The 13,142-nt window shown below is 72.4% G+C and carries 14 protein-coding genes; 9 read left to right on the top strand and 5 right to left on the bottom strand.

Going from position 1 to position 13,142, the window contains the following annotated elements:
* Window positions 1-83 precede the first annotated feature (83 nt).
* Window positions 84-524: a MarR family winged helix-turn-helix transcriptional regulator gene (locus tag Cs7R123_RS12075; protein ID WP_212826101.1), complete on the bottom strand. Its 441-nt coding sequence runs from the start codon at window positions 522-524 to the stop codon at window positions 84-86.
* 77 nt (window positions 525-601) lie between these two features.
* Here Cs7R123_RS12075 and Cs7R123_RS12070 point away from each other — a divergent pair, with 77 nt between their 5' ends.
* The 3 genes from Cs7R123_RS12070 to Cs7R123_RS12060 all read left to right on the top strand — a co-directional run bounded on the left by Cs7R123_RS12070 (window position 602) and on the right by Cs7R123_RS12060 (window position 4,574).
* Window positions 602-1,876: an NAD(P)/FAD-dependent oxidoreductase gene (locus tag Cs7R123_RS12070; RefSeq protein WP_212826099.1), complete on the top strand. Its 1,275-nt coding sequence runs from the start codon at window positions 602-604 to the stop codon at window positions 1,874-1,876.
* Between the two features lie 295 nt (window positions 1,877-2,171).
* Window positions 2,172-3,626, top strand: coding sequence for an alpha-amylase family protein (locus Cs7R123_RS12065; protein ID WP_212826097.1), 1,455 nt, complete (start codon window positions 2,172-2,174; stop codon window positions 3,624-3,626).
* A 69-nt stretch (window positions 3,627-3,695) separates the two neighbouring features.
* Window positions 3,696-4,574 carry an oxygenase MpaB family protein gene (locus Cs7R123_RS12060; RefSeq protein WP_374706938.1) on the top strand — a complete coding sequence of 293 codons (879 nt, stop codon included), beginning with the start codon at window positions 3,696-3,698 and terminating at the stop codon, window positions 4,572-4,574.
* Window positions 4,575-4,585: 11 nt separating this feature from the next.
* On the opposite strand, the gene Cs7R123_RS12055 is transcribed toward Cs7R123_RS12060, so the two are convergent.
* A complete protein-coding gene (locus Cs7R123_RS12055; protein ID WP_212826095.1) occupies window positions 4,586-5,236 on the bottom strand; it encodes a hypothetical protein in 651 nt (216 codons plus the stop codon).
* Window positions 5,237-5,373: 137 nt separating this feature from the next.
* Between Cs7R123_RS12055 and Cs7R123_RS12050 the strand changes: the two genes are divergently transcribed.
* Both Cs7R123_RS12050 and Cs7R123_RS12045 read left to right on the top strand, forming a co-directional pair.
* On the top strand, window positions 5,374-6,135 hold the full coding sequence (locus Cs7R123_RS12050; protein WP_212826093.1) for a VOC family protein: 762 nt from the start codon (window positions 5,374-5,376) through the stop codon (window positions 6,133-6,135).
* The gene (locus Cs7R123_RS12045; RefSeq protein ID WP_212826091.1) at window positions 6,135-6,992 is read left to right on the top strand and encodes a tetratricopeptide repeat protein; all 858 of its coding nucleotides are present in this window, start codon (window positions 6,135-6,137) and stop codon (window positions 6,990-6,992) included. The genes Cs7R123_RS12050 and Cs7R123_RS12045 overlap by 1 nt, the downstream gene beginning before the upstream one ends.
* 8 nt (window positions 6,993-7,000) lie before the next feature.
* Here the strand turns inward: Cs7R123_RS12045 and Cs7R123_RS12040 are convergent, their stop codons facing one another.
* The 3 genes from Cs7R123_RS12040 to Cs7R123_RS12030 all read right to left on the bottom strand — a co-directional run bounded on the left by Cs7R123_RS12040 (window position 7,001) and on the right by Cs7R123_RS12030 (window position 9,334).
* Window positions 7,001-7,738, bottom strand: coding sequence for a tyrosine-protein phosphatase (locus Cs7R123_RS12040; RefSeq protein WP_212826089.1), 738 nt, complete (start codon window positions 7,736-7,738; stop codon window positions 7,001-7,003).
* Window positions 7,735-8,481 carry a tyrosine-protein phosphatase gene (locus Cs7R123_RS12035; RefSeq protein WP_212826087.1) on the bottom strand — a complete coding sequence of 249 codons (747 nt, stop codon included), beginning with the start codon at window positions 8,479-8,481 and terminating at the stop codon, window positions 7,735-7,737. Before Cs7R123_RS12035 ends, Cs7R123_RS12040 begins: the two co-directional genes overlap by 4 nt.
* Window positions 8,482-8,545: 64 nt before the next feature.
* Window positions 8,546-9,334 (bottom strand): dioxygenase, encoded by a 789-nt coding sequence (locus Cs7R123_RS12030; protein ID WP_244871772.1) that lies wholly within the window; start codon window positions 9,332-9,334, stop codon window positions 8,546-8,548.
* A gap of 384 nt (window positions 9,335-9,718) precedes the next feature.
* On the opposite strand from Cs7R123_RS12030, the gene cimA reads away from it, so the two are divergent.
* From cimA to yidD, 4 genes are all read left to right on the top strand, one after another.
* Window positions 9,719-11,314, top strand: coding sequence for a citramalate synthase (cimA, locus tag Cs7R123_RS12025; RefSeq protein WP_212826085.1), 1,596 nt, complete (start codon window positions 9,719-9,721; stop codon window positions 11,312-11,314).
* A 78-nt stretch (window positions 11,315-11,392) separates the two neighbouring features.
* Window positions 11,393-12,142, top strand: coding sequence for a D-Ala-D-Ala carboxypeptidase family metallohydrolase (locus Cs7R123_RS12020; protein WP_212826083.1), 750 nt, complete (start codon window positions 11,393-11,395; stop codon window positions 12,140-12,142).
* A gap of 121 nt (window positions 12,143-12,263) precedes the next feature.
* Window positions 12,264-12,674: a hypothetical protein gene (locus Cs7R123_RS12015; protein ID WP_212826081.1), complete on the top strand. Its 411-nt coding sequence runs from the start codon at window positions 12,264-12,266 to the stop codon at window positions 12,672-12,674.
* A gap of 81 nt (window positions 12,675-12,755) precedes the next feature.
* A complete protein-coding gene (gene yidD / locus Cs7R123_RS12010; protein WP_244871771.1) occupies window positions 12,756-13,142 on the top strand; it encodes a membrane protein insertion efficiency factor YidD in 387 nt (128 codons plus the stop codon).

The following is a 13,142-nucleotide window of genomic DNA, read 5'->3' as shown; positions in this document are numbered from 1 at the left end:
TTGTCATAGACGTTGGCCTATGACGTCGACTTCGATCTGCGTGGAGTCGATGTCATAGGCCAACGTCTATTGAGGGCGGGGTGTCAGGGCATGGTGAGGTTCGCGTGCGCCCGGCGGAGCAGGGCGTTGAACTGGGCCATCTCGGCGGGGGCGAAGTCGGCGAACATCCGTCCGACCGTACGCCCGAAGATCGGCGGCACCAGCGGCAGCAGCGCCCGCCCGGCCGGGGTCAGCTCGATCACCACCGCCCGCCGGTCCTCCGCGTGCGGGGAGCGCCGCAGCAGGCCCTTGCTCTCCAGCCGGTCGACCAGCCGGGTCATGCCCGCGGTGTCGGTGCCGAGGTCGGCCCGCAGGCTGCTCGGGGTCACCGGCCCGCCCGCCGCGTGCATGAGCAGGGCTGCCTGCTGCGTCGTCAGGCCGTGCTCGGCGAACTGCCGGTCCAGCAGATTGGTGAGCTCCCGGGAGACCTGGTGCAGCATCGAGCCGCCGCCGAGGGCCGCGAAGTCGGGTAGGCGCTTGTCCATGACCTGATGCTAGCTGTCGCGACGGCTGCTGTCATGACGGTTGCTGTCGTGACAGGTATGCCGTTAGTCTCACCGGCATGAACGACACCGTCATCCCCGCCCGAGGAGGAGACCCGCTGCACGTGATCATCGCCGGCGCCGGCCTCGGCGGCCTGTGCCTGGCCCACAGCCTGCACCGCAGCGGCGTCAGTGCCGCCGTCTACGAGCGCGACGCCACCGCCGAGTCCCGCGACCAGGGCTACCGCATCAGCCTCAAGGGCACCGGCGCCCAGGCGCTGCGCGAGTGCCTGCCGCCCCACCTGTACGACCTCGCCCAGGCCACCGCCATCCGCCAGGCGCGCCTGATGGCCTTCCTGGACGACCAGCTCGTGCCGAAGTTCGCCAAGGACATCCCGCCCGCCACCGACGGCGGCTTCGGCGTCAACCGGCGTACGCTGCGGGAGATCCTGCTGGCCGAGCTGCCTCAGGTGCACTTCGGCCGGGCCTGCCGCGGCTATGCGGCCACCGCCGGCGGGCGGGTCGAGGCCCGCTTCGGCGACGGCTCGGCCGCCGTCGGCGACCTGCTGGTCGGCGCCGACGGCACCGGCTCGGCCGTGCGCGCCCAGCTGCTGCCCGACGCCGGGCACGACGACCTGGGCTGGGGCCTGTACGGCCGCACCCCGCTCACCCCGGACCTGCTCGCCGCGACCCCGGACGTGCTGGTCGACAGCTTCAACCGGGTGACCGCCGCCGACGGCAGCGCGTTCGCGGCCGCCACCTGCCGCCCGGTCACGCCGTACGCCGAGGCGGTGGCGCGGTTCGCCCCGCACGTGCGGCTGACGCCGGTCGCGGACTGCTTCGCCTGGACGATGACGGTGAACGCGCCCCTGCCCAGCGGCGTGGACGCGGCCGGGCTGCACGCGCTGGCGGTGCGGACGGCGGCGGGCTTCCATCCGGCCGTACGCCGGATCGTGGCCGAGGCCGACGTGGCCGCGACCTTCCCGGTGGTGCTCAGCTCGGCGCGGCCGACGGGGTTCTGGCGCGAGCCCGCGGTGACGCTGCTCGGCGACGCGATCCACACCATGTCGCCGGGGCGCGGCGACGGCGCGAACATCGCGCTACGCGACGCGAGCCTGCTGGGCGCCCTGCTCGCCGACGCGGCGCGCGGCACGATGCCGCTGCTGCGGGCCAAGCAGGAGTACGAGGCGCAGATGCTGGAGTACGGCTTCGCCGCCGTCGACCAGTCCCGCACAGCCCCGTTCGCCCCACCGCGCCCCGCCCCGGCCGGCGTGCCGACAGGCGCCCCGACCGGCCTGCCCCGTTCCTACGCCGCCCCTGACCACCCGCCGCCCCTGACCACCCGCCGCCCCTGACCACCCGCCACCCCTGACCACCCGCCACCCCTGACCACCCCTCACCCCACCCCGTTTGCCATTGACGTTGGCCTATCACATCGACTTCGATCTCGATGCAGTCGATGTGATAGGCCAACGTCTATAGAAGAAGGGGTCGGGTGGCGCGAGGTGTGCCGAGGTCACCGGTGCGGTGAAAGGTCTTTCAAGCCGTGTGGCGTGCCATTCCACTGTCTACACGTTGACCTGACGGCAAGCCGCTTGTAACTTTGCTGAAAGATTTCAGCCAGGTTTCCATCGTGTATGGAGTGTCCCCATGAGACGACGCAGGCTCCTCCCACTGGCGCTGACGGCCGTCCTGGCCGCGAGCGCCGTCACCGGCCTCACCGGCCTCACCGCGGCCGCCCCCGCCGCGGCCGCCCCGTCCGGCACCAAGGACGTGATCGTCCAGCTCTTCGAGTGGAACTGGCCCTCGGTCGCCGCCGAGTGCACCAACTTCCTCGGCCCGCGCGGCTACGGCTACGTGCAGGTCTCCCCGCCGCAGGAGCACGCGACCGGCCAGCAGTGGTGGGTGGCGTATCAGCCGGTCAGCTACCGGATCGAGTCGCGCAAGGGCACCCGGGCGCAGTTCCAGTCGATGGTGACCACCTGCCACAACGCGGGCGTGAAGGTGATCGTCGACGCGGTGGTCAACCACATGACCGGCGTCGGCTCGGGCACCGGCTGGGCGGGCTCGACCTACACCTCGTACACGTATCCGGGCATCTACCAGACGCAGGACTTCCACCACTGCGGCCGCAACGGCAACGACGACATCGTCAACTACAACGACCGGTACGAGGTGCAGAACTGCGAGCTGGCCAACCTGGCCGACCTCAAGACCGAGAGCGACTACGTCCGCACCAAGATCGCGGGCTACCTCAACGACCTGCTGAGCCTCGGCGTGGACGGGTTCCGGCTGGACGCCAGCAAGCACATGCCCGCCGCCGACATCGCCGCCATCAAGGCGAAGCTGTCGCGCAGCGCGTACCTCGTGCAGGAGGTCATCTTCGGGGCGGGCGAGCCGATCCTGCCGACGGAGTACACCGGCAACGGCGACGTGCACGAGTTCCGGTACGGCAAGGACCTGGGCCGGGTGTTCCGGTACGAGAAGCTCGCCTATCTGAACAATTTCGGTGAGCCGTGGGGCTACATCTCCACGTCCAAGGCGGTCGTGTTCACCGACAACCACGACACGCAGCGCGACGGCGGGGACATCCTCACGTACAAGGACAACGGGATCTACGCGCTGGCCAACGCGTTCATGCTGGCCTGGCCGTACGGGTCGCCCGCGGTGATGAGCAGCTACGAGTTCAGCAACCGCGACCAGGGCCCGCCGTCGAACGCCGCGGGCAAGACCAACGACGCGACGTGCTTCACCGGCGGCTGGCGCTGCGAGCACCGCTGGCAGGTCATCGCGAACATGGTCGCCTTCCACAACGCGGTCAAGGGCACCACGGTCGTCAACTGGTACGACAACGGCAACAACCACATCGCGTTCGGCCGCAACGGCAAGGGCTACCTGACGATCAACGACGAGGACGCCGCGGTCAACGGGCGGTCGTACCACACGAACGTGCCCGCCGGGCGCTACTGCGACGTCATCCACGGCGACTACACGGGCAGCGCCTGCACCGGTCCGGTGATCACGGTCGACGCCAACGGCTGGTTCGTCGCCAACGTGGCGGCCCACGACGCGATCGCGATCCACGTCGGCGCGAAGATCGGATAGCGTTCCCGATAGCGGTATGAAACACGCGCCCCGGCCCTCCCCGGCCGGGGCGCGTGGCACTCTGGGGTGATGAGCGCCGCCGGCACGGACCTCCGCTCGACCGCGTCCCGCCCTGTGGACGAGGACTGCGACGTCGGCCTGTTCGGGCCCGACTCGGTCACCTGGCGCGTGCACGCCGAGCCGATCCTGTACGTCGCGGGCGTACGCTCCCTGTTCCTGCAGGCCCTGCACCCGCGCGCCATCGCCGGGGTGGTGCAGAACTCGAACTACAAGACCGACCCGTGGGGCCGCCTGATCCGCACCGCCGAGTATGTCGGCACCGTCGTCTACGGCACCACCGCGCAGGCCAGGTCGGCCGGGCGGCGGGTGCGCGGGGTGCACGCGCGGATGCGGGCGGTCGATCCGCGTACCGGCGAGCAGTTCCGCGTCGACGAGCCGGAGCTGCTGCGCTGGGTGCACGTGACCGAGGTGGAGTCGTTCGTCGGCACCGCCCGCCGGGCCGGGCTGGCGCTGACCGACGCCGAGGTGGACCGGTACTTCGCCGAGCAGCGGGCGGCGGCCGCCCTGATCGGCCTCGACCCGGACACCGTGCCCGGCAGCGCGGCCGAGGTGGCCGCCTACTACCGGGCGATGCGCCCCGGCCTGGCGATGACCCGCGAGTGCGCCGACACGCTGCGGTTCCTGATGGCCCCACCGCTGCCGTGGCACCTGGGCCTGACCCCGGCCCGGCTGCTCTACACCGGCCTGGCGGCCACCGCGTTCGCCCTGCAACCGGCCTGGGCCCGCCGCGTCTACGGCACCATCGCCCTGCCCACCACCGACGTCTCCGCTTCCATCTCGGTCCGGGCACTCCGCCTGGCGGTCGGCGTCCTGCCCGAACGCCTCCTGCACGGCCCCCTCTACCGCGACGCCCTACGCCGCGCCGTGAACGCCGGTCTGCGCGGCTGAGCAGGCTCCCCTCAGGTCCAGGCGGGGGAGGGGGGCTGGGACTGCTGGGCTTCGGGGGAGACCCGGGGGTCGGCGGCTTCGTGCGCCTCCCACCAGCGGACTCCGGCGGCGACGAAGGTGGTCAGCGGGATCGGGGAACCGTCGGCACGCTCGATCTCCAGCCGCTCGAACCGGATGTCGCCCTCGATGCAGTAGCCGATGTCGCCGCCGGGCTCGGCGCGGCCGCACTCGCAGAACCAGTACAGGGTGTGCGTGCCGGGGCCGTCGGCGGGGCCGTTGGGCGAGGTCAGCGTGAAGCTCAGCTCCTCGGGCCAGCCGTGGGTCAGCTGCGGGTCGTCGACGAAGCTCCAGCCGTACATCGGATTGGACCAGCCGACCGAGGCCAGGAAGCGGTCCGCGTCGTCGGCGTCGGCCAGCGTGATCGCCTTGCTGTAGTCGCGGTTGTTGCTGCGGTCGGTGCGCAGCAGCACGCGCAGCTGGGAGACGCCGGTGAAGATCAGTGCCCGCCGCGTGTCGGGATCGGCCGGACCGAGCTCCGGCAGCGCCAGCACGTGCAGCAGCAGCCGTACGGTGCGGCCGGGCCAGTAGACGCGCAGGCCGACCACGTCGGCCTCGTTCAGCGCGGTGTTGAGGCCCGCCACGACGGATCGATCCTGGAGCATGGCCACATCATCGCGCGGCAGTGACGTTCGCGCATGGACCGATCGACCCCATCGACAGTACACCTGGCCGAACGGCGGGTAACGCCCGAGCGAGCGGGCCTCTCGCCGCACGGCCGAGATGGCCCTAAGGTGTCCGCATGCGAGTTAGGGGATACGCACCGGCCACGCCGTGCTGGGCGGAGTACGCCGCAGCCGACGTCGCCGGAGCGACGGCGTTCTACGCGGCCATGTTCGGGTGGGAGCCGGGGGAGGTGTTCTCGCTGGACGGCAGGGCCGTGGCGGGGATCAGACCGGGCACGCCGGGACGGCCCTCCGCCTGGCTCGGGTACGTCTCGGTGGTCAGCGCGGACGACGCCGCGGTGACGGTGGCGGACGCTGGCGGCGCCGTCCTGGCGGGACCGAGCGACATCGGCCCGCGTGGCCGTACAGCGCTGTGCGCCGATGCGGAGGGGGCCGTGTTCGGGCTCTGGCAGAAGGGCAGCTTCGGCGGTGCCGAGCTCGCCAACGAGCCGGACACCCAGTGCTGGACCGAGGTCGTCGCGCGCGACGAGTCGGCCGCGGTGTCGTTCTACGGCAAGGCGTTCGGCTGGTCGGAGCGTAAGGGCGAGATCGTCGAGGGGGTGCCGTACATCGAGTGGCTGAAGGAGAGCCGGACCGTCGGCGGCCTGTCGGTCATGGATGCGCGCTACCCGCTGGACGCGCCCGCGCACTGGCGGGTCACCTTCGAGGTGAGCGACTGCGCGCGAGCGGTGGCGCGGTGCCGGGAGCTGGGCGGGCAGGTGCTGACCGGGCCGCTGGAGATGCCGGTCGGCAACTACGCGATCCTCGCCGACCCGCAGGGCGGCATGTTCGCGATCATCGAGCTGTCCGAGCTCGTCCTGGAGACGATGGGGCGCTGATGGGAGACCGGCTGCGGGGGCTGTGGGACTTCGGCGATCTCGACACCACGTGGCAGCGGTTGTCGGCCCGGCTCGACAGCGAGCCGGGCGACACCGGCCGTGCGGAGGTGCTGACCCAGCTGGCCCGGGTGCACGGGCTGCGCGGTGAGTTCGCCGCCGGCGACGAGCTGGTCGACCGGGCGGAGGCCCTGGCCGGGTCGGTGCCGGTGGTGCGGGCGCGGGTCTGGCTGGAGCGCGGGCGGCTGCGGCGCAGCGGTGGCGACCCGGCCGCGGCGCTGCCGCTGTTCCTGGGGGCGTACGAGGCGGCGCGGGCCGACGCCGACGCCTCGGCCCCGTTCGTGGCCGTCGACGCCGCGCACATGGTGGCACTGGTGCAGCCCGAGGCCGCCGACCGGCGCGCGTGGACGCGCACGGCACTGGAGCAGGCCCGGTCCTCCGCCGACGCCGAGGTGCGCCGCTGGCAGGGCTCGCTGCTCAACAACCTGGGCTGGGACCTGCTGGAGGCCGGCGAGCCCGACGCGGCGCTGGACGCGTTCCGCCAGGCGCTGGCGCAGCGCCTGGCCCACCCGGACTCCCCCGCCCTGGTCCCGATCGCCCGGTACGCCGTGGCGAAGGCGCTGCGGCTGCTGGGCCGCCCGGCCGAGGCGCTGCCGGAGCTGGAGACGGCCGTCGCCGAGTCGGCGGCCCCGGACGGCTGGCTCTACGAGGAACTGGCTCTGTCGTACGCCCTGGCGGGCCGCGACGCCGACGCGGCCGCACCGGCCCGCCAGGCGCTGGAGCTGCTGCCCGGCTGCGACCCCGCGTTCGCCGCCGACTCCGCCCGCACGGATCCCCTCCACCGCCTGGCCGGGCGGTAGCGGGCAGCTCAGACGGCGGTGCGCAGGCGGGCGCGCAGGGCCGCGAGGTCGGCCTCGGGCAGGCCCGCGCCGAGCAGGTAGGCCTCGATCGAGCCGTGGTGACCGCGCAGCTGCGTCAGGAAGGTCAGCATCGCCTCGGCGGGGGTGCCGGCCAGGTACGGCTCCAGCGGCGGCTTTCCCGGCCGGTGCTCGTCGCGCCAGGCCAGGAAGCGGGCCGTGCCCTGCTCGGTGCGGTGGTAGTCGGCGGCGATGTCGGCGTCGGCGACCCCGCACAGCGCCAGCACCAGCGCGATCACCACACCGGTCCGGTCGCGCCCGCCCCAGCAGTGCACCACCGCCGGGCCGCAGCCGGGATCGGCCAGGATGCGCACGGCGCGCACGATGTCGTCGGCGGCGTGCCGGGCCGCCTCGTGGTAGCGCTCGACCAGGAACGCGGCCACGCCGTCGGCGGGGGAGTAGTCCTCGTGCCGCCACATCGGGTTGTTCAGCGGCACGTTGTGCCAGCGCTCGCAGGCCCACTCCGGCGCCCGCCCGTAGCGGTCCAGCTCGACCTGCTTGCGCAGGTCGACGACGGTTCGGATGCCCAGCGCGGCGTACGCCTCCCGGTCGGCCTCCGCCAGGTCGCACAGCGCGTCGGAGCGGTACAGCAGCCCGGGGCGCACCGCGGCCCCGTCGGCGGTGGGGACGCCGCCCGCGTCGCGGAAGTTGAAGACCGTACCCGTGAAATCGAGCATCTCGCCGGTCATCGCTGGAGCAGCCGGTCGCGCAGCATGGCGATCCGGTCCGGGTGCAGCCCGGCCGCGACCAGGTACTCGCGTACCGACCCGTACCGCCCGCGCAGCTCGTGCAGGGTGATCAGCATCGCCTCGGCCGGGGTCTGCTGGTAGACGATCGGGGTCGGCTGCTGCGCCTGCTCGGGGTGGGTCTGGAGGAACCAGCGGGTGAACGCGGCCTCGCTGAGGCCGGTCAGCGCGTAGTCCTGGGCGATCTCGTCGTCGCCGACCCCGAGCAGCTCCAGCGTCATCGCGACGATCAGGCCGGTGCGGTCCTTGCCGGCCAGGCAGTGCACCACGGTGGGGCCGTTGTCGGCGTCGGTGAGCATGCCCACGACCCGGGCGATGTCGCCCCGGCCGAAGTGCGCCAGCTCCAGGTACCGGTCGGCCAGCCAGCGGGCCACGCCGGTCTCGGCGGTGTACGTGCTGTGGTCCCACAGCGGGTGGTCCAGGTGGTTGTGCCGCCACACCACCCCGGTCCACTCCGGCACCCGCCCGTAGGCGGCGACCTCGCTGGGGCGGCGCAGGTCGATCACGGTACGGACGCCCAGCGCGCCGAAGGAGTCGCGGTCGGCCTCGATGAGGCGGCTCAGCGTGTCCGACCGGTACACGGTGCCCGGCCGGACCACGGCCCCGCCGCCGGCGGGCAGCCCGCCGAGGTCGCGGAAGTTGAAGACGGCGGTGAAGGCGATGCTGCGGTCGGGCGTGATCGTCACGCCCCTACCGTAGTGTCCGTCCGGGCGCCCGTTCCACCGCCGCCCGCCTCGACGCGTCGCCCCGTCAGCCGACCTGGATCGACCGCTTGGCCAGCCCCATCCAGAACCCGTCGATGATGCTGCGCTGGCTGTCCAGGTCGGATTCGCCGGCCCCCAGGGTGACGAACAGCGGCGCGAAGTGCTCGGTGCGCGGGTGCGCCATCCGGCCCGCGGGCGCGGCGTGCAGGAAGTCCAGCAGGCCGTCGACGTCGCCGGCGGCCAGCGCCCGCGCGCCCCACTCGTCGAACTCGGCCGACCAGCCCTGCACCGGCGCGTCGGCGCCGAGGAATCCGTACTGCATGGCGGCGCGCAGGTTGTGGGTGAAGAAGCCGCTGCCCACGATCAGCACGCCCTCGTCGCGCAGCGGCGCCAGCCGCCGCCCGATCTCCATCAGCTCGCGCGGGTCGAGGCTGGGCATGGAGATCTGGAGCACCGGGACGTCGGCGTCGGGGTACATCTCCTTCAGCGGCACGTACGCGCCGTGGTCGAGGCCGCGGTCGGGCACGTCGACGACGGAGCGGCCGGGGCCGCGCAGCAGCGAGCGCACCTTGGCGGCGAGCTCGGGCGCGCCCGGGGCGGGGTAGGTGACCTCGTAGTAGCGGCGCTCGAAGCCGCCGAAGTCGTACACCAGCGGGACCGTCTCGGTGGCGCCGAGGGCCAGCGGGGCGTTCTCCCAGTGCGCGGAGACCATCAGGACCGCGGTGGGGCGGGGCAGCCCGGCCGACCAGTCGGCCAGCTGGCGGGTCCACAGCGGGTCGTCGGCCAGCGGCGGGGCGCCGTGGCTGAGGTACAGGGCGGGCATGCGCTCGGTCATGTGGACCAGAATACTTGAGCGTTCAACAATCGCCCAGCCGCGAGGCGGAGCCAGGGCGCACTGTCGTGACCTGCGGATTACGCAATCGTGCGCTGTGGCATCAGACACAGCACCCGTGGCCTGCCCAGTCGCGTTCGAGGGGCGCCACGGCGTCCCGGAATACGGGAGCTTGCTGGCCTGGGCACCGCAAAAGTGGGACGCTACCGAACGTGATCCGCCCCGTACTGATTATTCGCACCTAGCGTGCCGGCCCGCCTGGACCCCCAGGCCCCTCGCCGACGCGCAGACCTCCCGCGACCGCGGGGGGTCTTTTGTTTTTGCCGATCCAATGATCGGCGTCAACGTCCCATCCATGCGGCATGCGGCTCTAGGAGGAGCGACATCATGCAGATCTTCGACACCACGCTGCGCGACGGGGCACAGCGGGAGGGGATCACGTACTCGGTGGCCGACAAGCTCGCGGTGGCCCGGCTGCTCGATCAGTTCGGCGTCGGCTTCATCGAGGGCGGCTGGCCCGGCGCCGTGCCGAAGGACACCGAGTTCTTCGCCCGCGCGCAAACCGAGTTGCAACTCAAACATGCGGTCCTGGTCGCGTTCGGCTCCACCCGCAAGGCGGGCACGCCGGTCGCCGACGACCAGCAGATCGCGGGCCTGCTCGCGGCGAACACCCCGGCTGTGTGCCTGGTCGCCAAGTCCGACCGGCGCCACGTGGAGCGGGCCCTGCGCACCACGGTCGAGGAGAACCTCGACATGGTCCGCGACAGCATCACCCACCTGCGCGAGCACGGCCGCCGCGTCTTCGTGGACTGCGAGCACTTCTTCGACGGCTTCCGCTTCGACCCCGACTACACCGCCGAGGTGGTGCGCACGGCGCTGGCGGCCGGCGCCGAGCGCGTGGTGCTGTGCGACACCAACGGCGGCATGCTGCCCTCGCAGGTCACCCGGGCCATCGAGGCGCTGTGCGGCATGCTCGGCATCGACGCCGACGTGCTCGGCATGCACGCCCAGAACGACACCGCCTGCGCCGTCGCCAACACCATCGCCGCGGTGGAGGCGGGCGTACGGCACGTGCAGGGCACCGCGAACGGCTACGGAGAGCGCCCCGGCAACGCCGACCTCTTCGCCATCACGGCCAACCTGCAGCTCAAGCTCGGCATGACCGTCCTACCGGACGGGTGCCTGGAACAGATGGCGCACGTCTCGCACGCCATCGCGGAAATCGCCAACATCGCACCCGACACCCACCAGGCCTACGTCGGGTCCGCCGCCTTCGCCCACAAGGCGGGGCTGCACGCGAGCGCGATCAAGGTCGACCCGGCGCTCTACAACCACGTGGACCCCGCGGTCGTCGGCAACGACATGGCGATCCTCGTCACCGAGATGGCCGGCCGGGCCAGCATCGAGCTCAAGAGCCGCGAGCTCGGGCTGGACCTGGCCGCCCATCCGGACACGCTGTCCAAGGTCACCCACCGGGTGAAGGAGCTGGAGGCGGCGGGCTGGTCGTTCGAGGCGGCCGACGCCTCGTTCGAGCTGCTGGTGCGCCAGTCGCTGGGCGAGCAGACCACCCCGTTCGCGCTGGAGTCCTACCGCGTGAGCGTGGAGCACCGCGAGGACGGGGCGGTGGTCAGCGAGGCGACCGTCAAGCTGCGGGTGCGCGGCGAGCGGGTGATCGCCACCGCCGAGGGCAACGGCCCGGTCAACGCGCTGGACCACGCGCTGCGCCAGTCGCTGTCGCGGCACTACCCGCAGCTGGCCGGGCTGGAGCTGGCCGACTACAAGGTGCGCATACTGGCCGGGTCGCACGGCACCGACGCGGTGACCCGGGTGCTGGTCGAGACCGTCGACACCGACGGCCGGGACTGGACCACGGTCGGCGTGCACGAGAACGTGGTCGAGGCCAGCTGGCGGGCCCTGGTCGACGCGCTGGCGTTCGGCGTGACCGCAGCGGGCGACGGCGGGCGGGTGCGTTCCGGGCACTGAACGTGCAGGATTACTTCATGAACACATCAGTTCATGTAAAGTATTGACATCGACGTACGTGGTTGGCATGGTTTCGCCATGCCCCCTCGTACCCTCAGAAATGCCCTTATCCGGGCACTGACCGTGCTGGTGATGGCGGCCGTCGGCTCGACGGCCGCCGTCGTCGTCGGTGCCGCCCCCGCCCACGCCGACGGCTGCTACACCTGGACGCGCAACCTGTCCACGGGCACGTCCGGCGAGGACGTGCGCCAGCTCCAGATCCGGGTCGCGGGCTGGCCCGGCTACGGCGGCTTCATCACCATCGACGGCGTGTTCGGCCAGCAGACCCACGACGCGGTGGTCCGCTTCCAGTCCGCGTACGGCCTGGGCGCCGACGGCATCGCCGGGGCGCAGACCTACAGCAAGATCTACTCGTTGCAGGACGACGACTGCACCCCGGTCCACTTCGCCTACAGCGAGCTGAACACCTGCAACAGCACCTGGGCCGGCGGCAACGTCTCGGCCGCCACCGCCAAGGCGAACGCGCTGAAGGTGATGTGGCGCCTGGAGGCGCTGCGGCACGCGCTGGGCGACCAGCCCATCCGGGTCACCTCCGGGTTCCGCAGCCAGGCCTGCAACGCCGCGGTCGGCGGCGCCTCCGACAGCCAGCACCTGTACGGCAACAGCGCCGACCTCGGCGCCGGGTCGCACACGCTGTGCACCATGGCCAAGGAGGCCCGCTACCACGGGTTCAACGGCATCCTCGGGCCCGGCTACCCCGACCACAGCGACCACGTGCATGCCGACATCCGGGCCAGCCGCCTCTGGTCGGCCTCGCAGTGCTTCTGACCTGACCGTCCCGCCGATCCGGTCCGGATCGGCGGATCGGCCGAACCCCGGCCCGTGGTCCGCGGCGCTACGCTGCGAGCCACGGGCCACCCCTTGCGCCCGGGACGGAGGCGGCAATCCCATGCGCGACAACCCCTACCAGGCACCCGCGAACCCGGCGGCGGCCACCGCCGTGGCCGAGGCGCCGGTGCCCGTCGCGCCGGCCGACCCGAACCAGGTGCGGGCCCGGCAGATGTGGCGCGGTCTCGGGCTGTCCGCCCTCGGCCACCTGGGCACCGTCCTGGCGGCGACGGTGTTCGCGCTGGCGTTCGGCAGCGGCCCCGACTACTACGGCTCCGACATCGAATCGGTCTACGCCGTCACCGGGCTGATCAGCCAGGGGCTGCTGGCGGTGGCGGCGGTGACGTACAGCGTCGTGCGCCTGGTCCGCCGCGACACCGGCACCGGCACCGGCGTGCTCGTCGGCTGGGGCGTCGGGCTGATGGTCACGCCCGTCGTCGCGGTCATGGTGCTCGTCATCCTGACCCGCTGAGACCCTCACGCCGCTGACGGGGCAGACCGCGCCGCCGGGACCTGCTACCGTGCTCGGCCGTAGCCGATCATGAGGAGTGCCGTGGCCGTCCTGGAGCCGCCCTGCGGGGGCTGTTTCGTCTGCTGTTCCCCGGCGATCTGCTGCGATCTCCACAGCCAGGCATGGCTGCACCTGCCCGAGGTGGTGTTCCGGGCGGTGGCCGGGTTGTTCACGGCCGCGCCGGTGGCCGGGCCGCGCCCCGGCGTCGCCACCCGGCTGGCCGAGAACCTGATCCGCGAGTACCAGCTGCGAATCTCCGCGCGCACCCCGGCCCACTGCCGGTTCACCCCGAGCTGTAGCAACTACGGCCTGGAGGCGGTGCGCCGCCACGGTGCGTGGACCGGTGCGCGCATGATCGCGCAGCGGCTGCTGCGCTGCCGTGCCACCGTCCCGGTCGGCACCGCCGACCCGGTCCCGTCGGCCGCCTGA

The organism is Catellatospora sp. TT07R-123 (assembly GCF_018327705.1).
Taxonomy (GTDB): Bacteria; Actinomycetota; Actinomycetes; order Mycobacteriales; family Micromonosporaceae; genus Catellatospora.
This window is presented reverse-complemented; position numbering and strand designations above follow the sequence as displayed.

Coding starts and splice junctions, on each gene's coding strand:
- Cs7R123_RS12075 (WP_212826101.1), bottom strand. CDS start 524: ATGGACAAGCGCCTACCCGACTTCGCGGCCCTCGGCGGCGGCTCGATG.
- Cs7R123_RS12070 (WP_212826099.1), top strand. CDS start 602: ATGAACGACACCGTCATCCCCGCCCGAGGAGGAGACCCGCTGCACGTG.
- Cs7R123_RS12065 (WP_212826097.1), top strand. CDS start 2,172: ATGAGACGACGCAGGCTCCTCCCACTGGCGCTGACGGCCGTCCTGGCC.
- Cs7R123_RS12060 (WP_374706938.1), top strand. CDS start 3,696: ATGAGCGCCGCCGGCACGGACCTCCGCTCGACCGCGTCCCGCCCTGTG.
- Cs7R123_RS12055 (WP_212826095.1), bottom strand. CDS start 5,236: ATGCTCCAGGATCGATCCGTCGTGGCGGGCCTCAACACCGCGCTGAAC.
- Cs7R123_RS12050 (WP_212826093.1), top strand. CDS start 5,374: ATGCGAGTTAGGGGATACGCACCGGCCACGCCGTGCTGGGCGGAGTAC.
- Cs7R123_RS12045 (WP_212826091.1), top strand. CDS start 6,135: ATGGGAGACCGGCTGCGGGGGCTGTGGGACTTCGGCGATCTCGACACC.
- Cs7R123_RS12040 (WP_212826089.1), bottom strand. CDS start 7,738: ATGACCGGCGAGATGCTCGATTTCACGGGTACGGTCTTCAACTTCCGC.
- Cs7R123_RS12030 (WP_244871772.1), bottom strand. CDS start 9,334: ATGACCGAGCGCATGCCCGCCCTGTACCTCAGCCACGGCGCCCCGCCG.
- cimA (WP_212826085.1), top strand. CDS start 9,719: ATGCAGATCTTCGACACCACGCTGCGCGACGGGGCACAGCGGGAGGGG.
- Cs7R123_RS12020 (WP_212826083.1), top strand. CDS start 11,393: ATGCCCCCTCGTACCCTCAGAAATGCCCTTATCCGGGCACTGACCGTG.
- Cs7R123_RS12015 (WP_212826081.1), top strand. CDS start 12,264: ATGCGCGACAACCCCTACCAGGCACCCGCGAACCCGGCGGCGGCCACC.